The organism is Psychrobacter sp. ASPA161_6 (assembly GCF_051970285.1).
Classification (GTDB): domain Bacteria; phylum Pseudomonadota; class Gammaproteobacteria; order Pseudomonadales; family Moraxellaceae; genus Psychrobacter; species Psychrobacter glaciei.
The window spans coordinates 354,776-378,275 of record NZ_JBEFNJ010000001.1 but is presented as its reverse complement, the minus strand read 5'-3'; the positions used below and the strand labels follow the sequence as shown (position 1 = coordinate 378,275).

Below are 23,500 nucleotides of genomic sequence, written 5' to 3'. Positions count from 1 at the left end.
TCATAACAAACAATAGCATACAGATGACAGAAAAAAAGCCAGTATCTTTTTACCAAAATATTGGCAATAAAGATACTGACTTCTGTCTACTAATGCACTTTTGACTCAATCGTTATGAAAGTCATAGGGACAAAGTAATGCCTAGCATTGCTATTCGAATCTTGACAGATTAAATAGCGAAATCTTCAATGTCACGACCTGCTGCTAGTGCATCAACCAACCATAGTGGCTTGCGACCGCGACCCGTCCACGTCTCTTCATTATTATCGGTGTTGCGATACTTGATATTACGCTTTTTCTCTAACGTCTCACCAGCCTTTAAAATCTCTTCGATGGTGCTATTACTCTCTTCGGCAATTTTTTCAAACTGCATGTAAGCATCATACAAACGCTGATGTTGCTTTTTAGCAATTAACTGTTGGGCGTTTTCAGTGATGGCACGTAGCTCATCGACGTTTAAGCTGTCTAAATCAAGGGCAGTATTGTTGTTCATAATAAATTCAACTTTTATATAAGGGATATAAACCTAATAAATATAATACTATTTATTAAGCGCTAAAGAGTGTCAATTCACAAATAATAAGTAGTAATACGAAAATTAATAGTCAATTTCATTTATTGCTTATCAAAACGTTATTATTAGTGACGTTGATAAGCTATTACCAGTGGCATTAATAAGTAGGGACAATATAAACAAAAACAGTATTCATAACAATAGGGAATTAATGAACTTTGTAGTCAATATGCAACAATATCAATACAATAAAACCAATCATAAGTTATATGTCAACGCAGTCATCAAAATAACTATCGTAATAATTTTATGGTGATCGGGCTATATCATACGAAATAGCCAATAATTAGCCCAATTTAATACTGTATCTTTTATCCACTTAAAAAACCTTTATCTGGACCAATTTATGGATAAATCCGGTAAATAACAATATTATAAAAAGCAATAATTAAACAACATTAGTCAGTCCGCTCAATACAGGTAAGCGTATTAATGCTATAAACGATAAACCTTCAGATAGTCGCTTCTGTTCAAATTGAGGACACGGCCTAGGGAGGCGAGAAAAATTTATATTAGCAAAACGCCATTTTTAATGTCCCTCTTTTATTTTGAACTGCTTAAGTGTCATATTACTTAAGTGACATACTGCTTATTATTCGATGTTAATTCAACAGACTAAGCCCGTTGTGCGCTAAGCTCAGTCATCAAATCAAGAGCGGATTCGGCACTTAATAAATACGGATTGAAATCAACTGTCGTAGAGTATTTTAGATAAATCGCGGCGTTAGATTCGGTTGGAGAAGCATAGTTCATTGACCATTTTGCCCATTTTCTATGCTTGAGCTCGCGTGTTTCAATCACCTGTAAATCGTGATGACGCTGATCGGCAATGAGAGCGTACAATAAACGATTAATCTGTGCTCTAGGTCCTTCAACCGTTTGTAAAAAATAGTCTTTATTAAAGGTCAACATACCCGTGATGCCATTTGCCGCATTATTGGCTTGGGCTTGCTGCAAAATCTCATTAAAGTCTTTCGCTGATACATCTGGGTTTGCACGGCTCACGTACGTCATACTCATTAAAATATGCGCATCTGAAGTTGATGATGTCATGTCTGGTCTCTTATGCAATGTGATAGGGTGTTGGCACCTTTATAAACGTCAATTAACTGATAGCAAACCAAGACTTCTTCTTGGCAGAAGCCTCTTTTTCTTCTTGCTCTTGAAGTTCTGACAATGTATCAATCAGCATCATGATCTGGTTGGCGCTCATCAGATAAGGATTGAACTGAGTGCTTGTCGAAAATTTAAGCGCCAGTCCTTTATTCTCATCACTTGGGATAAGATATTTCATCGACCACTTATTCCAGTGGCGCTGCTCAATCTCGCGACATTCAATAATCTGTAGGGAAAAATGCCGCTCGTCTTTTACAAGCTTGCGTAATAGCTCATTAATGACAGGTCTCGCTCCTTCAATGCTTTGAAGAAAGTAATTGTGATTGAATACCAATGCACCTGTAATGCCATTATGCTCATTATTCTGTTGCGCTTGCGCTAGAATACGCGTGACCTCCCCATTAGGGTTGTCTTTGTTATAACGGCTAATATAGGTCAAACGTATAATAATATGCTCGCCATGTAGCATATTTGACTGGTTCTTTTCTGACAGCTCAGCGACGTCCATAACGCACTCCGATAAATTATTTAGATTTTCTTGTAAGCAATAGCCAAATGCATCGCTACGATGAGTGAGTAAAATTCAGAGTTTGATTCTTTTGGAAAACTCACCCACACCCTGCGATAAACCACCACTGGTAGAGCGCTTGATCTTTTGTATGAGAGCCAATAATTGCGGGGCATCGGTACACTGCTCCAGATTTAGCAGGTAACCCCATACATCTTCAGATGGTGCATTTTTTTCGATATAAGTCGCCAATTCTGACTTTAATGTCTCAAAATTAACATCAGCGGCTTTGCGCTTAAAATAGCCAGTAAAGGAAGCTGCCTTTTTTGGCTTATCGTTAAAGGTAGCATCAAACTCAGCGGCACTATTGCTCTGCGATTGAATAGATTGAAACTGAAGTGCTTTGCTGTCTTCGTTTGCTCGCGTCGTGGGCTGTATTTCAGCCACTTGCTGCTCAATGACAGTATGTGGTGCCGCTGGTTGCGGGGTTACATACGATTGACTTGCAACGCTGGCATTATCATCTGCTATCAACTCAATACACTGAAACTCTTGTAACAACTCAAACAGAGGTGCTATCCCGCCAAACTCAGCGAACATCTTACTGTTATCAAGCGAATCAAGATATTGTTGATAAGTCTTTTTGCCATCAATCATGATTAACAATGTTCTCGCCTCTCGCGGCAACACACCTAGACTTTGCGTCTTAATTTCTTCTCGACCCAAGTCGCTTTTTCGAAATACATCGCTATTATTCATCTGATAAACCTAACGCTGATACTTAAGCAAACACGACCACAATCCGGTGCTGCCTAAATAATTTTTGATACTTTGGGCTATAAATCAACCCTACCTTGAACTTTTATAAATTCTTTCAAAACCATTTTTTTTAAAAGATTTAAGGTGTAATTTTTGCTAAATCATTGGCGACTTTTGATTATATCAACACATTTAATGAAGCGTTAGTATTAGCGAAATCTAATAGAATGAACGGTTGATATAGGATATAAGTGGTCATTTGAATAAGCTCTAGCGAAAAAAATATAAAAACAACCATGAATAATTTCGTTTATAGATATGGTTGATATGATAAACAAGCAGATAAATAGCTAACAGAAATTAGGAGTTTTTCTTATTCTATCGTATTTCAAATTCACTTTTTTATGCGGTATAACATTATCGAGAGCAATAAAGTAATTGCTAAAATTATAAGTATTTTCTTCATTAACTATTTACGCTTACTTTATTTTCTCCATAAAAAAAGAGCCTATTTATATAGGCTCTATCTAACTTAATCAACATTCTTTATTTACGTATTCCTCTAAGGTATATCCTAGAACGGAATATCATCATCGACAGGTCCATCTGGCATTGCTGTCGGCTTTGATTGTGCAGGCTTTTGAGCAGGTTGATTAAACTGATTCTGCTGAGCAGGTGCACCTTGATTATTGTTAAAGCTGTTTTGACCACTGCTAGATTGGTTATAACCACCTTGCTGAGCAGGCTGATTGTTTGCTTGCTGACCAAAATTATTCTGGTTACTTTGACCGCCTTGGTTGCCGTAGCCTTGATTTTGGCCACCTTGGTTATTATTACTGAAGCCGCCATTATCCTGACCACCCGTTGCGCCATCCAGCATTTGCATTTGCTCAGCGCGAATCTCGGTAATATAGCGGTCTTGACCATTGGGATCTTGATATTTGCGGGTACGCAAACTGCCTTCGATATAGACCTTACTGCCTTTACGCAGATACTGCGCGGCGATTTCGCCTAGACGATTAAAGAGTGAAATGCGATGCCATTCGGTGGCTTCTTTCTTTTCACCGCTTTGCTTGTCTGTCCACTGCTCTGACGTCGCAACCGAGATATTGGTCACGCTACCGCCGTTACTAAATTGACGTGCCTCAGGGTCTGCTCCAAGGTTACCGATGATGATAACTTTATTAACTCCGCGCATAGTTCCGTCCTCTTACTTATGAATAATTTAATTACGAGCTTTAATCGAGTCTTTAATATAAACCATTAATTCTATCAGTAATATGGCTTTACTTTAACTATTTTCTTTTAAAATATCTAGTCACTGTATACAGCAAACGACATGCTACGTCGTGCAGTGTTGAGGCTTTATCTTTATCACTATTAAAAATCAGCTTCCCTCTGTGCAATACTATTCATTATTTTGAAGTATCAACATCTTAGCGAGGATTATAAATAGAAAGGACTCCTTAGAGCCCTGAAAAACACCATAAAATATCAGTAATGCCAACGATTATTTATTATTACGATGCATACTGAGAGTGACGCTACCCAGCTCTACACCAAACTTTTTCATGACTGAACGATTGAGCATGACATCGTCATTAATAAGATACATCCAATCATCAAAATTCACTTTGTACGTCTTGTCTTCAACGGGCAACTCTAATACGTAATTCCAATGCAAGGTATTGCCAACCACTTCCCCTGTCGCCTCGCCAATGACATCGCCTGCCGTACCTTTCCAACTGCCATCCATTTGCTTGGTCAGTCGCCATATACGCTGCGATTTTGTGCCATCTTCCCAGTCAAACTTCTCATCCAATACAATGACATTATCGCCTTCATGAGTGGCATCAATATCGACGTAAAAGCGTTTTTTGACCTCGCCATTGCGACCTTGAAACATGCCCCAGCCATCAATCTGACCGGAGAAAAATTCATGCATATCAAGCGTTGGTGTGCTGTTTTGATAAGCCTGAATATTTTGGGTGGCGCAGCCAGAGGTCAAAAGCGTGGCAGATAGCCCAAAACCTATCGCCAGCTTGACCATTGCTCGGGGAGCAACATCTTTACCAAAAAAAGCACCATTCAACAGCATTTTAAACTGACTCATATTAATTCCTTTTAAACAGAGATGAATTTTTAGTTTTCACTTATTAGGGTCTGTCTACGCGGTTATTGTCTACTCAGTTTTGCCCATTTAGGCTTATTTCTATAACCTTTAGATTGTTGCATAGTTAATCTATTAAAGATCTAATGGACTTTGCGCCAAGCTCGATAGCTGCTGCCGTGAATCCTCTGTCAACTGGGTCTTATCCAGCTTTAAATAAGCCACTTGTTCTTTTGCCATAACCACCAGTTCATCAACGCCGTCGACTGCTAGCACTTGCCGCGACCAATCTTGTATGTTGATATTTTTGGGAATCGTAACGGTCGTACTTGATAAATACGGTGGATCAGCAATTGGGATAATAAGCAGCAACGAAATGCCCATAATGATAGCCAATATCCCCCACGCCAGCAGATTAGGCTGACTCAGTAACAAGCCACCCATTGCCCCGCCCACAAATGCACCAAAGAACTGACTGGAAGAATTCAGCCCCATAGCCGTGGCTTTATTGGCGACTGGTGCGCGCTTGGATATCCACGAAGGAATTGTTGCTTCAAGCAAGTTAAAGCCCATAAAGTACAGCAGCAATCCTAAAATAATACCGACGCCGACCTGACTACCCAATGCTAGCACTGCTAAGGCGACGGTCATCAAGGCAATCGCACCCAAGAATACTTGGCGCATTTTGCGTTTCTTTTCGGCAACGATAATAAAAGGAATCGCGACGGCAAAACCGATAAATAGCAAAGGCAAATAAACCAAACCCTGCTGACGTACCGATAGACCCATCACCTCATTGAGCTGATGCGGCAATATGACAAATATCGCCGTCATGGTCAGATGAAGGGCAAAGATACCGATATGCAAGCGGTTTAAATCGCCGATTTTTAGTACCGTCGCTAACTGCTGACCAATCGATTTATTATCTAAGTTATGCTTGAGCACTCGTAGCGGCGTCGGTACGAAAAAAAGCAGCAGCATCGCTAGAATAGCAAACCCTGAGGTCAACCAAAATAACCCAGAAATACCAAGCGAACCGACCAATAGCGGACCGAAAGCAAAAGCAAGCATGATGGAAGTCGCAATGGTTAAACCCATCGTGGCCATCGCTTTGGTGCGCATCTCTTCGCGCGTCACATCAGCGAGTAGCGCCATCAATACCGCAGAGACCGCGCCACTACCTGCCAGCGCCCGACCGATAATGACTTCATAAATATCCGTGGCATTGGCGGCGATGATACCGCCAAGAGCAAATAGCACCAGACCCAAAAAGATAATCGGTTTACGCGGAAACTTATCAGCAGCAAGACTCATCGGTATCTGAAAGATCGCCTGCCCTAGCCCATAAATACCGACCGCTAAGCCAATTAGAAACGGTGTCGCATGCGCATAATTGTCGCCATACACAGAAAACACGGGCACAATCATAAACAAACCAATCATCCGCAAGGCAAATATACCACCGACCCCGAGAATTGCCCGTTTTTCTACGCTATTCATACTTGCCTCACTGGTTCGTCATTGCTGATTTATCACTACTGCGCTGCTTATACTATTGTGACTCTATCAAGGCTTTAGCTATAAATTAAGCCCACTAGTATAAGACATTCGCCATCAGGTTGCCGAGACTTTTGTCTTTTTACGCTTCCTTTGACCATTCCTGCGCTCACCTGTAGGAGTGACACCATAATTTTGTTACCAAGTGCATCTGATGGGTCACCATACCTTGAATAATCCCTCCATCATGACAATAAAGCAAGGCAGCGCAGACATTGTTGCCTAAACAGCACTTATGACGCATGTCCTTATAAAAAGACATATCCTAAACTGACACAGCTTGTACTGACACAGCTTGGATAAATTTATAACAAACCCTCCCTATTAGTTAACACTGATTTGATTTAGATTTGCTTATTAAAGTCAAAACAAAGCACAAAATAAAAACAGTTATTCATATTGTTCGATACAACGCTTAACTTTTATCAAACGATATGCATTTGAGAACTATCCACGCTTTTGTTTAACCCATGAACTCACCCTAAATTACCCATATTCATTAGTTACTCATATTAGTTACTCATATTAGTTACTCATATTAGTTACTCATATTATTATTGAACGACGACCATCTTTTTTAAATACCATTTTAGCAAATAGGAAACCTATCACCGATGGCACATGACCATATCGCAATACGCGGCGCACGTACTCATAATTTAAAAAATGTCGACTTAGACATTCCACGAGATAAATTCGTGGTCATTACTGGCTTATCAGGTTCTGGTAAATCTTCATTGGCATTCGATACGTTGTATGCCGAAGGGCAACGTCGTTATGTCGAGAGCTTGTCGGCGTATGCGCGTCAGTTCCTCTCGCAAATGGAGAAGCCTGACGTCGATAGTATCGAGGGTCTATCCCCTGCGATTGCTATCGAGCAGAAATCGACTAACCATAACCCGCGCTCTACGGTCGGTACGATTACCGAGATTTATGATTATTTGCGTCTGCTTTATGCGCGTATTGGTACGCCGTTTTGCCCTGAGCATGGCGAGCCAATGGTCGCGCAGTCGGTGACTGAGATGGTTGATCAAGTCATGGCACTACCAGATGACACCAAAATCATGATTTTGGCACCCGTCATACGTGAGCGTAAAGGTGAGCATACGGTCTTACTTGAGCAGCTCATTGGCCAAGGCTTTGTCCGTGTGCGCGTCGACGGTGATGTTTATGACACCGATGAGCTACCAACACTCGATAAGAAGAAAAAACACACTATCGAAGTGGTGGTCGACCGCTTTAAAGTCCGCGATGACTTAGGTAACCGCGTCGCTGAAAGTTTGGAGACTGCTCTGCGCTTAGGTCAAGGTTTGGTGACGCTACACTTTATGGATGGCAATCCAAAAGAAGGTGGCGATGAAAACCAAGTCATGTCAGCCAAGCACTCCTGCCCTGTGTGTGATCGTGCAGTCTCTGAGCTTGAGCCGCGCATGTTCAGTTTTAACAATCCGTATGGTGCTTGCCCAAGCTGTGATGGTCTCGGCAAACGTCAGTATTTCTCTGCTGAGAAACTGATTACCCATCACGAAAAGTCTCTTAATCAAGGTGCCATCAATGGTTGGGATAAGCGTCACGCTTATTACTTTGGTTTGCTCTCTACTGTCTGCAAGCACTTTAAAATTGACATGGATGCACCGTGGCAAGATCTGCCAAACGCGCAGCAAGACCTTATTATGAATGGCTCTGGTAAAGAAAAGCTGACCTTTAACTTTACCGATGAGCGCGGTCGTAAGACTAACAAGACCGTACCATTTGAAGGTGTACTGCCTTATCTGGAGCGTCGTTATGCTAAAACGCAAAGCAATCTCGTCCGTGACGAGCTAGCCAAATATTTGGCTGATACCACTTGTAACGTCTGTGATGGTGCGCGTCTCAATGAAATTTCACGCAATGTCCGTGTCGATGAGCACACCATTGCTGAAATCGTCAAAATGTCTATCGGTGATGCGGCTGATTATTATAAAACACTAAAAATTGGCGGTCATAAAGGTGAAGTCGCGGAAAAAATCTTTAAAGAGATTAATGAACGTCTAAACTTCCTCGTCAGTGTCGGACTTGATTATTTATCCCTTGCCCGCTCTGCTGAAACGCTATCGGGCGGTGAAGCACAACGTATTCGTCTTGCTAGCCAAATTGGTGCAGGCTTGATGGGCGTGATGTATGTGCTCGATGAGCCATCGATTGGTTTGCATCAACGTGACAATGACCGTTTACTAAAAACCTTAACGCGCTTGCGTGATTTGGGCAATACGGTATTGGTCGTTGAACACGATGAAGACGCCATTCGCCAAGCGGATCACGTTATCGATATCGGTGTCGGTGCAGGCGTACATGGCGGTCATATCATCGCTCAAGGTACGGTCGATGACATCATGGCCAATAAAGAATCGCTGACTGGACAATATATGTCTGGCAAGAAAAGAATCGAGATTCCAACGATTCGTCATAAAGCCAAAACGATAGACGTTGAGGAAAAAGGTAAAGCCAAACCGAAAAAAGTACCGATGACCATTGAACTAAAAGGTGCGTCTGGTAACAACTTACACGATGTTGATTTGTCTTTACCAATCGGTATCATGACCTGTATCACGGGTGTTTCAGGTTCTGGTAAATCGACCTTGATTAACCGTACTTTGATGCCACTTGCCGCGACTCAGTTAAACAATGCTTCGACGCTCATCGCGGATAAGCATGACAGCATCAGCGGTCTTGAGCATTTGGATAAAATGGTCGATATCGATCAAAGCCCGATTGGTCGTACGCCGCGATCAAACCCAGCAACGTATACGGGCGTGTTTACCCCAGTACGTGAAATGTTTGCACAAACGCAAGAAGCGCGTGCCCGTGGTTATAAAGCCGGTCGCTTTAGCTTCAACGTCAAAGGCGGACGCTGTGAGATGTGTCAAGGTGATGGTCTTATCAAAGTTGAGATGCATTTCTTACCGGATATGTATGTGCCGTGTGATACCTGTGAAGGCAAGCGCTATAACCGCGAGACTTTAGAGATTCACTATAAAGGCAAAACCATCGCCGACGTGCTTGATATGACAGTCGAAGATGCCACTGAGTTCTTCTCAGCCATTCCAGCGATTTATCGTCGCTTGCAAGCCTTGATGGATGTCGGTCTCAGTTATATTCGTTTGGGTCAGTCTGCACCGACGCTATCAGGTGGTGAAGCACAGCGTGTTAAGTTAGCGCGTGAGCTTGCCAAACGCGATACGGGACAAACGCTCTATATCTTGGATGAGCCAACCACTGGCTTGCATTTCCATGATATCGATAAGCTGCTCAATATCCTGCATGCACTACGCGACAAAGGTAATACTATCGTGGTCATCGAACACAATCTTGACGTCATTAAAACGGCGGATTGGGTGATTGATCTTGGCCCTGAAGGCGGTAAAGGTGGTGGACTGATCATCGCGGAAGGTACGCCTGAGGAAGTGGCAGAAGTCAAAGAGTCCTACACGGGTATATTCTTAAAGCCGATGCTTGAACAAGGCATAAAAGAAGTAAGCTGATACCAGTTAATGAACTATTGATAAAAGGCCACTCTACTGAATAGGGTGGCCTTTTTTTGTGCTTTAGAATAATATCTATTATACAACACTGTATATCGAAGGAACTTTCATGTGACTGAAGCTGAGCTAAGAAATGGTATTAACAAAATTATTCGCAATCATGACATAGATACTGCTATCAACAATCTACAAGGGTATATGCGACTTAGTTACGGACACTCTTTTCTTTGTGAAAATCTTGCCAATTTGTACGTTGAGAAAAGTGATTTTAAAAAGGCTGGAAAGTATATTTTTTATAAAGAAAAACTATCTGATCAAGACGAAGAAATACTATTTCTTTATTTTCAGTCATTCGGGAACGACAAAATCAATATTTTAAAAGACTTAATAGCTGAAGGTACAAAATCACCAGTACGAATAGATTATGACGTCAAAGTTAGATTGTTCAATATGATGAACGAGGTGAAAGCTGAAAATGGCTTTTTACCTAAATTTATGTGGAATTGGTATTATCACTTTGAATCTAAATTCAAAAAAGATAAGAATTACAGTCAACTCTCTCAATTGACGAGAAGATAAATTTATCAATGTTAGCCCGTAGGCTGAATTGATAGAAACCCAAACATCCATTATAAAAAACTAGATACAGGTATGCATGCCAAAGGGCATAATTTACTCAACATACAAAATATAGAGGTTAGAATGGGTCCTGATATAAGTGATGGCATCATTACTAATATAGATAGTATCTTATACAAAGCCTATATTCGGGATGCCTATGAAGATACCGTTTTTTACTACGATTTATGTAAATATACAGGCAAGGACGTATTACTAGTAGGTACTCAAGTCACATACTATAAACTTTATTATAAAACCCCTGTTGCCGTTGGCTTACTTACTAAAAAAGAAATATGTAATTCTGAACTGTTCAAGAGTTATGATAAAAAAAGACATTATTCAAGTCATCACGAACAGGGATTTGAGATGTCCACGTGTAAGACTTTACTTCTTGGTACATGTCTTTCATTAGGTATTATTGCAGGACTACTCGGATTATTTTGATTTCGATAGGTAAGCTGATGCTGATGCTGATGCTGATGCTGATGCTGAAAATTAGAGGCCTGTATGACTGCAAAAGGATATAAAAAACCTGAAGGACATGGTCAAGGCCGTCCGCACTAATCAGTAATTTTTAGATGATTGATGATAAAAGGCTACTCTTTAGGGAGTGGCTTTTTTTGTTTGACTATAGTAATACTTACTTCCAGACTTGCCACCATTTTTTGCCTATAAAATCATTATTCTTATATTTAAAAAAACCTGAATCAATTATATGTTCATCAATTCGTGCAAAATTAGTTGCGGTAGTGATTCTTCAGTATAAAACTCAGTCTCGCTATCAGGATGAAAATAGACCTTTTCATGTTCATAATCTTCATCATTCATAAACTTTGTAGGCAAACTTCTCCATTTGGACTCAATCTCATATAGCTCGCCTTCATCGACAGCTCGTAGGTTGGGTTGACGAAGGAAACCCAACTGTCTCATATTCATCAAAACCAACTCGTTGGGTCTCATCCCTCGACACCAACCTACAATCTAAACACGGAATTACCTACAATCCGTAGGTTGGGTGGAGCTTGCGACACCCAACAAAATTAAGTAATATCAGCTATTAGTTATAATTTGCAGAATAGCATGCAGTATCGAAGGCATTATCAAAAAGGAGCAACCTACTTTTTCACTATCAACCTAGCTGATAGATCTAGCGATTTACTAATCAAAGAAGTTGAAACGCTTCGACATGCTTTTCAAACGGTCAAACAAAAACATCCCTTTCATATTGATGCCATTGTTATCTTGCCAGACCACTTGCATATGTTATGTACTATGCCAAATAATGATGCAGACTTCTCTAAACGAATAAAACTCATTAAATATTACTTTTCTTATAACATTGCCAAAACAGAATCTATTTCGAGTAGTAGACTTAAAAAAAGCGAGCGCGGTATTTGGCAACGTCGATTTTGGGAGCATTGCATTCGCAATGAATCAGACTATCGAGCACATATTGATTATATTCATATGAACCCTATTAAACATGGGTATGTTAAACAGGCTAAAGACTGGCAATATTCTTCATTTCATCGATTTGTGACAGATGGTTTGCTTCCTATCAATTGGGGCGGATGAGGATATTCTTTTTTAAAGTAAACGTTGGGTGTCGCAAGCTCCACCCAACCTACAAGTTAAACATTTTTCAGACTTGAGATAATTACCAATTAACCTAAACAAACTCCCTCTCAACATTCATCACACGCGCATCTACCGTACGTTCTATCTTCTCCTCAATTTGGCTGCACTGAGACTCGACCTCACGTTTAGACAATCCAACGATCACAAACGTCCACTCACTGGCATCATGCCGATCTCGCTCCCCACTCTCACATATCGCGACACTTGGTGTGTTGCCAAAGCGTGCATGCAAGCCGCCCATACGGTGGCGTTTTTCTTTTAACGAGCCACAACCGGGTAAAGTAAAAGTCAGGGTTAAGATAGCGATATGCATTTTATTCTCCTTACTACAGGGGTTTACGCTTTATAATAGTAGCAAATAAGCACGTCAAGTTATGCTATCGTTACCTTTCCGTATCGATACACAATAACCATTCACAAATATCACAATAGCCAACATGCGTATCTAATCAATGACTTCTATCAGCTACGTACAGCAACAGCACATTACTCGACTATGCGTGCGCTGCGGATTACTCCTTATGCAGTATGGCGCTGAGTCTGCCGTGGTGGTGGATTTATGCAAACGCTTGGGGCTTGCATTGGGTATGAACAGCGTAGAATGTTCGCTGAATTTTAATGCCATTACCCTGACCACCATCTGCGATGAGCGCTGTATCACCACCACCAGAGACACGATTAATCAAAGCATCAACGTCAATTTACTGGTACAAATCCAGCAAATTATCAATAAAACCGAAGCCGACACAAATAGCGACAAGCCAGATAACAATCAGCTGAAATCCGAGCTGACTGACCGCACCACTCTTGCGTTTGATGAATTAGATAAAACGGTTTATCCAACGTGGCTGGTAGGCATATTTGTTGGCGCATCTTGTGCGGCGTTTGCTTACCTGAATGGTGGCAGTTGGTCGATTACCGCAGTGACATTTATCGCGGGTATGGTAGCGATGTTCACCCGTATTTACCTGTCCAAGCAGCATTTTAATCCTTTTATCACCGTCATTGTGACGGCATTTATCGCTTCCTTAATTGGAGCGACGACCTATTATTTTGATATTGGTAATAATGCCGATATTGCGGTTGCCTCTAGTGTGCTCTTACTAGTACCAAGCTTTCCTTTGATCAACTCTTTCTCAGATATCTTAAAAGGCTATGTCAATATTGGGATTGGACGTGCGGTTTTTACTTATATGCTGACCCTATCAGCGTGCGTTGGCATCGTGATGGCACTGGTTTTACTTCGCATACAGCACTGGGGGTTTTAAGATGTGGTTCATTGAGACCGTTGCGCTGTCGTGTATTATTACCCTTGGTTGGACGCTGATGTTTAGCGTACCCAAACGCTATATCTTGCCTTGTTTGCTGATGACCGCGTTTGGCTTCGGACTAAAGACGGCTCTTGTTTATCAACATGTGCATCTCGTGGTTGCTAGCTTTTTTGGGGCGATGCTTGCCAGCTTTTTAGGCGTGTATTTTTCCAAGAAATACACCCTACCGCCCAAAGCATTAATTTCGCCAAGTGTCATCTGTATGATGCCCGGTATCGCTGCTTATAAGGCGATGGTGAGCATGGTACAGATTGGCTATTTCGGTTTTTCAGATGAGTTATTTAGCCAAATGATGGTGTATTTGTTTGAGGCGTTATTTGTGACCTCGGGATTGGTATTAGGCTTATCCATTCCCGGACTGCTATTTTATAGACGTCGTGCCATTGTTTAAGTAGGTTTAGGCGGGTTCAAGTGAGTTTAGGCAGGTATAGACATTTAAATATTAGGCTGTTTCTAGTGAGATACTAACCACATCGAAGCGACTTAACATACCCTAACCACAAAAAACTTGTAAGATGGATGATAAGACCCATTACGGTAGAGTCAAAGACAGCACCAATAACAACTTAATAAAGAGATTCATTATGACCAAACATTATGACTATATCGCCATAGGCGGCGGTAGCGGTGGCATTGCTTCCATTAACCGTGCGGCAAGCTATGGCAAAAAATGCGCTATCATCGAAGCCAACCAATTGGGCGGTACTTGTGTGAACTTGGGCTGCGTTCCCAAAAAAGTAATGTGGTATGGCGCACAAGTTGCCGAGGCTATTCATAAATATGCACCAGACTATGGGTTCGATGTGGATGTTAAAGGTTTTGACTTCCAAAAATTGGTGCAGAGCCGTCAACAATATATCGAAAACATTCACCGCTCTTATGACAATAATTTGGCCAAAAATGGTGTAGAAGTCATCAAAGGCTTTGCCAAATTTGTCGATACCAATACTGTAGAAGTGAATGGCGAGTTGATTACCGCTGACCATATTTTGATTGCCACGGGCGGTCACCCGATTCAGCCAGATATCAAGGGCGCAGAATACGGCATCGATTCTGATGGTTTTTTTGCTTTGAACCATTTGCCAAAACGCGTAGCAATTGTGGGCGCAGGCTATATCGCTGTCGAGATCGCAGGCGTGTTAAACAGTTTGGGCGCTGAGGTGCATTTGTATGTACGCCAGCACTCGCCGCTGCGCTCATTTGATCACAGTGTGGTAGAGGCATTGCTCATAGAGATGGAGCAAGATGGTATTCAACTACATACCAATACCACGCTCACGGAAGTCAATAAAAATGAAGATGGCAGCCTGACTTTGTGTACCAAAGATGGCAGTCTAGACACGACAGATTGCTTGATTTGGGCGATTGGTCGTGCGCCATCGACAGACAACATCAATCTGCAAGTAACTGGTGTAGAAACGAACGAAATCGGCAAAATCAAAGTCGATAAGTTCCAGAACACCAATGTTGCAAATATCTATGCGGTCGGCGATATTATCGAAGATAGTGTGGATTTGACCCCAGTGGCGATTGCCGCAGGTCGCCGTCTGTCCGAGCGCCTATTTAACAACAAGCCTAATGAGCATTTAGACTATACGTTGATACCGACCGTTATCTTTACCCACCCTGCTATCGGTACCATTGGCTTGTCTGAAATTGACGCGGTTGAGCGCTATGGTAAAGACAATATCAAATGCTATAACTCAACATTTACCTCGATGTACAGCGCGGTGACCCAGCATCGTCAGAAATGTATGATGAAACTGGTGTGCTTGGGCGATGATGAAAAAGTCATTGGTCTACACGGTCTTGGCTTTGGTGTCGATGAGATGATTCAAGGCTTTGCGGTCGCGATCAAAATGGGCGCGACTAAAGCGGACTTTGATAATACCGTTGCCATTCATCCAACTGGCTCAGAAGAGTTTGTGACGATGCGTTAGTTTGATAGATTGGAATATATTAAAAAAGGCTACCCTTAACGAGGTAGCCTTTCTTTATAGATAGTGACTTGCACTACTTGCTACAAGTCCCTTTTATTCCGAGTTTGAGGTCAGCGATTGCTTCCCTGCCTTCACTTTCAGGTACCAGTTTAACACCCGCACCACCAACAATTAAACCTGGCTTAATATATTGTTTTACAAAGTAGTTATTACCCGCTGTAGTATCAATCATTAAATCGTTAGGAGAAAATTCAGATTCGGTAGAAACTTTGTGCGGCATATTGCCTAGTACTTCATGATAGAAGAAAGTGCCTCGTGCAGTTTCACCAATACATTCATCATCTACCCACACATCTTTCTTTAAAGCCCCACCCACCACACTATTGCTACGATAAATATATAGACCAGCATTGTTGGCACTAGGTGCTTTCACTTGCTTGAGTACGTTGGATACTTCAACATTTTCAGTGGGTACAGAAGCACAACCAACAAATAGTATTGATGTAATCGTTAGAAAAGCGATTTTTTTTATCATTTTGTCTCTCTAAGAATAAGGATAGCTTGGTTTAATATATTTCAACGACTTTATTAGGAATAACTTATAAGAACATGTCTCAGTCTAAATAGTCAAAATCAACTCATCACTCGTTTGATAAATCTTAAAACTGGTTTTGTAAGTTCATCAATTACCAATAATTGTCATGTGATATCTATATGACTATTACTGATAATTGAGATTTTCGTTGATTATTTATCACTAATCCCCTCGTTCTTAATGTATCTATAAAGTTACTCGAACTATATAGAATTATATCTTAGAATCCAACTTAATTTCTCGATATTTGCCTATTTTTATTCAATATCTATTTTCTATACTTGAATCACCTCTATTCTAATAGCTCTGGGAAATTTAAGCGAAGTCACGTTCATACTGACAGCACAATCCCGTTGCTGCTATGATGCAGGTAATAACGACTGTTGAGAGATGACTGTGTGGCAGGTGTATTTGTTTATATTACCGATTGGTATTGGGATCATGACCTTAGCAGCGAGCTTATTGTTTTTGTTTGCTTATCTGATGTCTGATGATAATGCCACGCGCTTGCCCGCTTTTAACTGGTTCAAGCGCTTAATTATCGTGGCATTTATCTTACTGAGTATTGGTCTATTTATGACCTTTGGTCATTTTTGGCGTTGATTTAGACAGATCGACTTTGTTAGCTAACGATTTTTTCTAACTCCAATAGCTCTAAATCCTCACGCTTTGGCTCGCCATTATTGCCATCATTTGGAAATGGCATTTTATTACCATTTAACTGATAGCCACGGCGCTGATAGTAAGCCAACAGCTCAGGACGATGGCTCAAGATAGACATGGTCAAACGCGCAGGGTTTTTATCAGCTGCTTGCCCATTTGACGATAAATGACGAGTAGCGAAAGTTTCTGCTGCTTGCAAAATCACGTTGCCAACGCCCTGCCCTTGTAGCACAGGATGTACCGCAAACATACCAATGTAGGCTTTTTTGTTTGAGTCATTATTGGTTTTGATATCGACCGCGATACAGCCGAGTAGCTCACCCGTTTCTTCTGCCTCACGTTCACCACTGGTTGTTTTTGGATACACAAACAGATAGTGTTTGGGATTCGCGATGGTATTAGCCAGCTCATCTGGCGTGATACGAATACCGCCGACCAAATCTGCCTCATTGGTCCAGCCTGCCGTTTCCCGATAACAGCAGTTTAACAATTGCTCTAGTGCACCAATATCATTTGCTTCCGCCTGACGTAAAAATACGGACTCTTTATCAAAATGGTCTGTTTGTATATTGCTTTGATTTATATTATTTTCATTCATATTATAATTTTTCCTTTTTATTCATGTATAAAAAAACTGGCTTAGATCCCTAAGCCAGTTTAAATACTAATACTTATCCGTCTATAGTGCTAGCGCGATAATTCCTGCGATTGCTCAATCATGTCAAAACCTGCATTGAGCTGCGCGCGCGTCGGTGCATGACCACGGCGAAGTAGCTCAGAAAAAGCGACCAATTCTTTATCACGCCCTAAAGTGCTAGCCGCACTAGCACGTGTGTCTTCCCCATCATCATCAAAGTAATATTCGATATAATCTAACGTATCTGGTGAACCAAACAATATACTGTTATCAGGTGTCGCGGCATGACCACTATAGCGTAGGCTCTTACCATACTGCATCGTCCAAAAGAAAGGAATGCGCTCTGCTAGTGAGTTGACATTAGGGTCGTTTAAGATAGTGGCAGCAGTGACCAAACCATGCTGCAAGGCCACCCGCCAATGTTCGATACGCATGCGTCCCATTTGTCCAGAAGCTTTAGCTATATCGCCCAATGCATAAACCCCATCGCGTAGCTGCAAATGGTCATCCACTTGCACGCCATCTGGCGCGTTTACTTCTTCGAACAGTTCTGTACGTGGTGCTACACCAGTCCCTAAAATCACGATGTCTGCATCAACTTGCTCACCATTTGCTAATTTAATACCGCCAACTTGCGAAAAATTGCTGTCGCTAGTCTCATCTGCTTTTTCGACCTCAACGATTTCGGTCACACTGGCATCAAAGACAAACTGAATACCTTTTTCCTCATGCAGCTTAATCAGCGCATTACTCACCGTTTCGGAGACAATATTTCCCATCACCCGATGATCTTGTCCGATGACCGTAATAGAAGCCGTCGTGCCTGCTTGCGCCAATGCGGAAGCGACCTCCATACCAATAAAGCCAGTACCGACAATCACCACACGCTGATCGTGACTAGCCGCTTTAATCAATTTGGCATCATCCATACTGCGCAGTGTATAAACGCCATCAAGCTCAGTACCTTTAAAAGGCGGAATATTTGGCTCAGCGCCTGTTGCGACCACTAAGAAATCAGCGGTTTGTGTGTCGCTATGACCATTTTTATCTTTGATGACAATCGTACGTTCATTGGGCATTACTTCGCTGACGGTTTGATTCAAGCGCAAATTAATATCGTGTTTGCTCACCCAATCTGCACCGCCCAGTAGCAGCTTTTCTTCAGGCATATTACCCGCTAAAAATGCTTTGGACAATAATGGACGGTTATAAGGGGCTGTGTCATCAGCACTAATCAAGGTAATTTTGCCGCCATAACCAGTGTTACGCAGTTGATGCGCCGTCATAAAGCCAGCCGCGCCACCGCCCACGATGAGGGTATGTGTATCCGTCAGTTTGTCATTTGCAATCTGTTTATCTATCTTCGCTGAGGTATTCACCGTCAAGCTGTCACCGTTATCGGTCACTTCATATTGAGTCAAACCTTCTGTCGCTACTGGCTCTAGCAGTGTGCCATCGCGGCTATCAAACGTCGCATGATGCCAAGGACAGACCACGCGATTGCCACAACGCAAACCTGTGCCTAAATCTGCGCCTGCATGCGGGCATTTGCCATCGAATGCCTGAAACGCATCGTCGTCGCGGGTAATTAAGATGATACTATCATCATCTTGCTTGTACGATTCCATGCCGCCACTGGCAATATCGGTCTTATTAATAGTCACTGTGTGAATCGTTGCATTGGTCATAAGTCTTCCTTAACAGTTATAATGGTTTTCTGAATCAAACGTGTTGAAAATAACCCTATCGCATCAGTCAGTCTCAACGAAAAACATTGTTTTCTCTCTGTTTTTTAAATGCTGTTTTAAAACGCTATGCATTGATAGTAGCAAGACCCTTTCGCACACGCTGTTTTTTTGTATGTTTACTGCGTTGCAAAACGTAATCTTTAACCTTTAATCCCTATCTTTAACGCTTCTTGTTAAAATTTATCCTCAAAATAAAAGACGATTTTATGACTTCTTCTAATGCCATCACAGATATTAATACTAGCCCTCAATCCCCTCTTGAAAGCACTCAAGATAATGAGCAGTTTGATACATCAAGCATCGATATTACCGCAGCGACAGATACTGCGCAGTTGCCCCAGCCTATTCAACCACCTGTACAGCAAGCAACCTATAAAGCCAACGCAACTGATTTCATCGTTAATGAGCTATTGCCGCTCGAATTCACCGGTGAAGGTGAGCACCTATGGCTGCATATCCAAAAATCAGGGATGAACACCGCATATCTGGCAAAACTGCTGTCAGAGTGGGCAGAGATCCCTCTGCGCGATGTTGGCTATTCAGGCCTGAAAGATCGCCATGCATTGACAACGCAGTGGTTCAGCTTACGAATACCTAAAAAGCAGTTGCCAGCGGCTGAGTTTGCACCGATAGATATCGGAGCCAATGAATCGGTCACTATCATCGACCAGCAATGGCACAATAAAAAACTCAATCGCGGCACGCATCGTGCCAATCAGTTCATCATTACCTTGCGTGATATCCAATTTACTAATTTCGATACGATATCGCCAACACCTGAGCAATTAGTATTGGCAAAGCAACGCGTCGAGCAGCATTTAGCAAACATCGGCACCACTGGCGTGCCCAACTATTTCGGTCCTCAACGCTTCGGACGTAATGGCAATAATATTAGAGAAGCATTATCGCTGTTTGCGCGTCCACCGCAACAAAGCCGACCACAATCCAAAAAGAGCAAAAGTAAGCGCGTACCACGAGAGCAAAACAGCATGGAGTTGTCTGCTGCACGTAGTTTGATTTTCAATGAGATATTGGCAGCACGAGTGCGTAATGGCAGCTGGAATACTGGATTGGCAGGCGAAGTGTTTAACTTAGATGGTTCAGGGTCAATATTTACTAGCGAGGAGATAGACGATACGTTGCGTACACGCCTTGAGACGGGTGATATCCATCCCACTGCTGTGCTATGGGGTGCAGGCAATGATAAAGTCAGCGGTGTGGCGGCAGATATCGAGAACGACCTGATTCAGCAAAATCCGCTATTGGCTCGCTTGGCAAATGGCTTAGAGCAGCGCGAGGTAAAAGCACAACGACGTGCGCTACGCCTACCTATTGAAGCGCTATCTTGGGAGTGGCAGGATAAAGGTGAGACGCAAATCTTGGTACTAAATTTTACTTTGACGACAGGCAGCTTTGCCACCAGTGTTTTGGCAAGCATAACAAAACAATTAATACACTAAAGCGTATGCGGTCCTTCGACTATGGTCGCTAGTCATGTGCCGTAGAGCACCTTAATATTATTATTTTCTGCTGCCAACATCTCGTTGGCACTCACCACTTGATTGCGACCACAGCCTTTGGCTTCGTATAAAGCTTTATCCGCCATACAAATTAAACGCTGGCAAATATCATGCGGTAGCTGCGCTGTGGGAGTTTGACGATTCGCTCGTTTACTGCTGTATGATTTGATGATCCGCGGTATTACAAGCGACTGCGACGCTTCTTTTTGGATGGGTGTTTTGCACGCTTGCTTTATGCAATTACGCTCGTCATGCGTCAGCGTATATAGCCCTAAGCTGGCAGTCACATTAAAACTTATATTTTCATCGACAATGATGGTTTGCTTAGCAATGCTTAGCCGTAGTTGTTCAGCAATGATCATAGCCGTGTCGTGATTCGTATCTGGCAATACAATCAGAAACTCTTCCCCGCCATAACGACTAATGATGGTTTCATCAGTTAAAGACTGCAAGAGCGTCTGTGCGACCTCCACTAAAACTCGGTCTCCTATCTCATGACCGTAATTGTCATTGACCTCTTTAAACCAATCCAAGTCCAATAAAATAACGCTGATATCTTGATGGTCTTCTACTGACTTCAGCACCTGTTTCATTTGCGTCAAACCATAACGGCGGTTTTTTAGCTTGGTCAATTCGTCTTGATTGGCATGTAGCAGCACTTCTTTTTTGCTGTCATCCAATATCAATAGCAAGGTGCGAAACATATAAACGATAAAAATAGCTTTGGGCAATGCCAAAAACACATGGGTTAATCGCCAAAAAAATGTTGAAGAGAGCTGTAATTCACTCATGCTGTCCCAGTCCAATGTCGCACTTTCAAAAGCGGAGGCGGCAACGGCATTTTCGATAGCCATGACTTCGTTGTAATTCAAATAACTTGGAGTATCAAGCATGGGATAAATCACCGTTAGCTGACGCAAGCTAGGCAAATCAATACCAAGATAAGGCGATACGATAGCCAACAAAATCAGAAAAACCTGCAGCAAAAATACCCGCCAAGCATAACGACGCTTGATCAACACCATTCCTAGCATCGCACCACCAACCAGCGATACCCCTGCAAACAAACTGCTGTAGCCTATCATCACGATGATCACGGCAATATAAATGGTATAAGGCACAATGAACATTATTTGCCATTTATCCAAATCTTTACCGTTGTTTCCGCTACGAGATAAGCAGCCGATTAGCCACCAAATAAACAATCCTGTTACCGTCACCCCTAACCATAGTGGATATAACAGTTGAATATTGACATAATCATTGAGCGTATCTCGACACCACCAGACCATCAAGCACCATAGCCAATGGGAAAACACTTCTATCAACACAAATAAGGCCAACAGCGACGCCCTATCGGCCGCCTGCCATTCAAAAATAACTCGGGAGAGTTTTTTATAGCCTAAATGAGATATCTTTACAGCCATAATTGGGCTACCGCAGATAATAAAAGTGATTGAGCTAAGACCAAACAAGAAAATAAAGGGGCTAACTTATATTAAACCCAAATTGTCGCATTTAGTGTGGCAATCTTTCCTTTAACTATCAATCTGTTTAAGTGATTTATACGTCAATATCTGGCATCTTGTTTTATGGCGTGGCTTTGCGTCATGGCTTTACTTGATAATTGCGAGTCAAATTTTAATGATTATTATCGTTCATGACTTAATATAATCAAGAGTGGCCCTTTGAAAATATTAAATAACATTTAAGCATTATTAAACAAAGATAGTTTAGCTTATCTATTGGGTCTGAGTGATACCTTATTTTGGACTAAGCCAATGCCGTAAAAGACTGCCAAATGCCTTGTTGTTCTGGCTGCAACGTCGGTACATCACCTATCCGTCGCCACGGCATATTACTACCATGAAAGTCGCTCCCTATCGAGGTAACGAGCTTGTGCTCTGCTATGCTGCGATCGACCATTCTACGAGTGCTAATCGGTTCACTATTCGCAGGCAGCTCACAAGCGTCACCGCCCAGCTGAGCAAACTCTTCGATAAGCTTACGCACTCGCGTCGCTGAGAGCTGATAACGCGTTGGATGCGCCAGTACTGCTTTGCCGCCGCACGCGTGAATCAGCTCAATCCCATGCTGCATCGTGAGCGCTTCGATTGCTACATAAGCGGGTTTATTGTCTGCCAAGTATTTATCAAAGGCTTTTTGTACCGTTTTCACTTCGCCACGCTCAAACAACACTTGACCGATATGTGCACGCCCAACCGCTTGTGGATTACCACTCGCTTTATCCAGTACGGCTTGCCACAGCTCATCATAGTTGATATCTAATAGCTCGCTGAGCTTTTCAGTGATTCGTTGACCACGCGTGGCGCGGCTATCCTGTAATTGCTGCAGCGTTGCATGCATTTTTTCGCGGTCAGTGAAATCCAGTCCCAGCACATGAATGATCTTGTTGGTGGATTTATTTTTACCGTAACCACCATTCAAGGTATGTTCGCAACTGATTTCAACACCATTGATAAGCGTCATGCCACAGGCAATGGCAGTGGCTCTCGCGTCATCGATACCCAATAATGTATCGTGGTCTGTCAATGCCAATACATCGACGCCAGCCGCATGGGCTCGTTGCACCACTTCCGTTGGCGCATAAGTGCCATCTGAGCAGGTACTGTGACAATGTAAGTCGATTTTCATATAAAGT

23 protein-coding genes are annotated in these 23,500 nt (G+C 42.2%); 9 read left to right on the top strand and 14 right to left on the bottom strand.

Going from position 1 to position 23,500, the window contains the following annotated elements:
* Positions 1–169: 169 nt before the first annotated feature.
* From ACTQ9T_RS01610 to ACTQ9T_RS01580, 7 genes are all read right to left on the bottom strand, one after another.
* Entirely contained in the window at positions 170–493 is a 324-nt protein-coding gene (locus tag ACTQ9T_RS01610; protein WP_189579877.1) for an H-NS histone family protein, read from the bottom strand.
* 696 nt (positions 494–1,189) lie between these two features.
* Entirely contained in the window at positions 1,190–1,627 is a 438-nt protein-coding gene (locus tag ACTQ9T_RS01605) for a BLUF domain-containing protein (RefSeq protein WP_189579874.1), read from the bottom strand.
* A gap of 52 nt (positions 1,628–1,679) precedes the next feature.
* A complete protein-coding gene (locus ACTQ9T_RS01600) occupies positions 1,680–2,198 on the bottom strand; it encodes a BLUF domain-containing protein (protein WP_440463867.1) in 519 nt (172 codons plus the stop codon).
* A 75-nt stretch (positions 2,199–2,273) separates the two neighbouring features.
* Positions 2,274–2,957: a hypothetical protein gene (locus tag ACTQ9T_RS01595; protein WP_440463866.1), complete on the bottom strand. Its 684-nt coding sequence runs from the start codon at positions 2,955–2,957 to the stop codon at positions 2,274–2,276.
* Positions 2,958–3,531: 574 nt separating this feature from the next.
* The gene (gene ssb / locus ACTQ9T_RS01590) at positions 3,532–4,155 is read right to left on the bottom strand and encodes a single-stranded DNA-binding protein (protein ID WP_201592261.1); all 624 of its coding nucleotides are present in this window, start codon (positions 4,153–4,155) and stop codon (positions 3,532–3,534) included.
* A 312-nt stretch (positions 4,156–4,467) separates the two neighbouring features.
* Positions 4,468–5,070, bottom strand: a complete 603-nt coding sequence (locus ACTQ9T_RS01585; protein ID WP_440463865.1) for a DUF3833 domain-containing protein — start codon at positions 5,068–5,070, stop codon at positions 4,468–4,470.
* A 132-nt stretch (positions 5,071–5,202) separates the two neighbouring features.
* Positions 5,203–6,567, bottom strand: coding sequence for an MFS transporter (locus ACTQ9T_RS01580; RefSeq protein ID WP_010201347.1), 1,365 nt, complete (start codon positions 6,565–6,567; stop codon positions 5,203–5,205).
* Between the two features lie 671 nt (positions 6,568–7,238).
* Here ACTQ9T_RS01580 and uvrA point away from each other — a divergent pair.
* From uvrA to ACTQ9T_RS01565, 3 genes are all read left to right on the top strand, one after another.
* Positions 7,239–10,145 carry an excinuclease ABC subunit UvrA gene (gene uvrA / locus ACTQ9T_RS01575; protein WP_440463864.1) on the top strand — a complete coding sequence of 969 codons (2,907 nt, stop codon included), beginning with the start codon at positions 7,239–7,241 and terminating at the stop codon, positions 10,143–10,145.
* Between the two features lie 111 nt (positions 10,146–10,256).
* The gene (locus ACTQ9T_RS01570; RefSeq protein ID WP_440463863.1) at positions 10,257–10,724 is read left to right on the top strand and encodes a DUF6584 family protein; all 468 of its coding nucleotides are present in this window, start codon (positions 10,257–10,259) and stop codon (positions 10,722–10,724) included.
* A gap of 72 nt (positions 10,725–10,796) precedes the next feature.
* Positions 10,797–11,210 (top strand): hypothetical protein, encoded by a 414-nt coding sequence (locus tag ACTQ9T_RS01565; protein ID WP_440463862.1) that lies wholly within the window; start codon positions 10,797–10,799, stop codon positions 11,208–11,210.
* Between the two features lie 267 nt (positions 11,211–11,477).
* Here ACTQ9T_RS01565 and ACTQ9T_RS01560 read toward each other — a convergent pair whose 3' ends face one another.
* Positions 11,478–11,726, bottom strand: a complete 249-nt coding sequence (locus tag ACTQ9T_RS01560; RefSeq protein ID WP_440463861.1) for a hypothetical protein — start codon at positions 11,724–11,726, stop codon at positions 11,478–11,480.
* Between the two features lie 120 nt (positions 11,727–11,846).
* On the opposite strand from ACTQ9T_RS01560, the gene ACTQ9T_RS01555 reads away from it, so the two are divergent.
* The gene (locus ACTQ9T_RS01555; RefSeq protein ID WP_440463860.1) at positions 11,847–12,341 is read left to right on the top strand and encodes an REP-associated tyrosine transposase; all 495 of its coding nucleotides are present in this window, start codon (positions 11,847–11,849) and stop codon (positions 12,339–12,341) included.
* A 94-nt stretch (positions 12,342–12,435) separates the two neighbouring features.
* On the opposite strand, the gene ACTQ9T_RS01550 is transcribed toward ACTQ9T_RS01555, so the two are convergent.
* Positions 12,436–12,717, bottom strand: coding sequence for a DUF503 domain-containing protein (locus tag ACTQ9T_RS01550; protein WP_440463859.1), 282 nt, complete (start codon positions 12,715–12,717; stop codon positions 12,436–12,438).
* Positions 12,718–12,856: 139 nt separating this feature from the next.
* Between ACTQ9T_RS01550 and ACTQ9T_RS01545 the strand changes: the two genes are divergently transcribed.
* The 3 genes from ACTQ9T_RS01545 (at position 12,857) to gorA (ending at position 15,675) form a co-directional block, all read left to right on the top strand.
* Positions 12,857–13,672, top strand: coding sequence for a threonine/serine ThrE exporter family protein (locus ACTQ9T_RS01545; protein ID WP_189585326.1), 816 nt, complete (start codon positions 12,857–12,859; stop codon positions 13,670–13,672).
* A gap of 1 nt (position 13,673) precedes the next feature.
* A complete protein-coding gene (locus ACTQ9T_RS01540; protein ID WP_194619273.1) occupies positions 13,674–14,126 on the top strand; it encodes a threonine/serine exporter family protein in 453 nt (150 codons plus the stop codon).
* Positions 14,127–14,319: 193 nt separating this feature from the next.
* Positions 14,320–15,675, top strand: coding sequence for a glutathione-disulfide reductase (gene gorA / locus ACTQ9T_RS01535; protein WP_413191056.1), 1,356 nt, complete (start codon positions 14,320–14,322; stop codon positions 15,673–15,675).
* A 73-nt stretch (positions 15,676–15,748) separates the two neighbouring features.
* Here the strand turns inward: gorA and ACTQ9T_RS01530 are convergent, their stop codons facing one another.
* Positions 15,749–16,210 (bottom strand): DUF2846 domain-containing protein, encoded by a 462-nt coding sequence (locus ACTQ9T_RS01530; protein WP_440463858.1) that lies wholly within the window; start codon positions 16,208–16,210, stop codon positions 15,749–15,751.
* Between the two features lie 450 nt (positions 16,211–16,660).
* On the opposite strand from ACTQ9T_RS01530, the gene ACTQ9T_RS01525 reads away from it, so the two are divergent.
* A complete protein-coding gene (locus tag ACTQ9T_RS01525) occupies positions 16,661–16,873 on the top strand; it encodes a hypothetical protein (protein WP_440463857.1) in 213 nt (70 codons plus the stop codon).
* Positions 16,874–16,892: 19 nt separating this feature from the next.
* Here ACTQ9T_RS01525 and ACTQ9T_RS01520 read toward each other — a convergent pair whose 3' ends face one another.
* Complete coding sequence (locus ACTQ9T_RS01520) at positions 16,893–17,531, bottom strand: GNAT family N-acetyltransferase (RefSeq protein ID WP_440463856.1); 639 nt, start codon at positions 17,529–17,531, stop codon at positions 16,893–16,895.
* Positions 17,532–17,620: 89 nt separating this feature from the next.
* Positions 17,621–19,258 (bottom strand): FAD-dependent oxidoreductase, encoded by a 1,638-nt coding sequence (locus ACTQ9T_RS01515; RefSeq protein WP_440463855.1) that lies wholly within the window; start codon positions 19,256–19,258, stop codon positions 17,621–17,623.
* Positions 19,259–19,524: 266 nt separating this feature from the next.
* On the opposite strand from ACTQ9T_RS01515, the gene truD reads away from it, so the two are divergent.
* Complete coding sequence (gene truD, locus ACTQ9T_RS01510) at positions 19,525–20,778, top strand: tRNA pseudouridine(13) synthase TruD (RefSeq protein ID WP_440463854.1); 1,254 nt, start codon at positions 19,525–19,527, stop codon at positions 20,776–20,778.
* Positions 20,779–20,810: 32 nt separating this feature from the next.
* Here the strand turns inward: truD and ACTQ9T_RS01505 are convergent, their stop codons facing one another.
* A complete protein-coding gene (locus ACTQ9T_RS01505) occupies positions 20,811–22,265 on the bottom strand; it encodes a diguanylate cyclase (RefSeq protein WP_440463853.1) in 1,455 nt (484 codons plus the stop codon).
* A 346-nt stretch (positions 22,266–22,611) separates the two neighbouring features.
* A complete protein-coding gene (locus ACTQ9T_RS01500; RefSeq protein WP_440463852.1) occupies positions 22,612–23,493 on the bottom strand; it encodes a PHP domain-containing protein in 882 nt (293 codons plus the stop codon).
* Between the last annotated feature and the right edge of the window lie 7 nt (positions 23,494–23,500).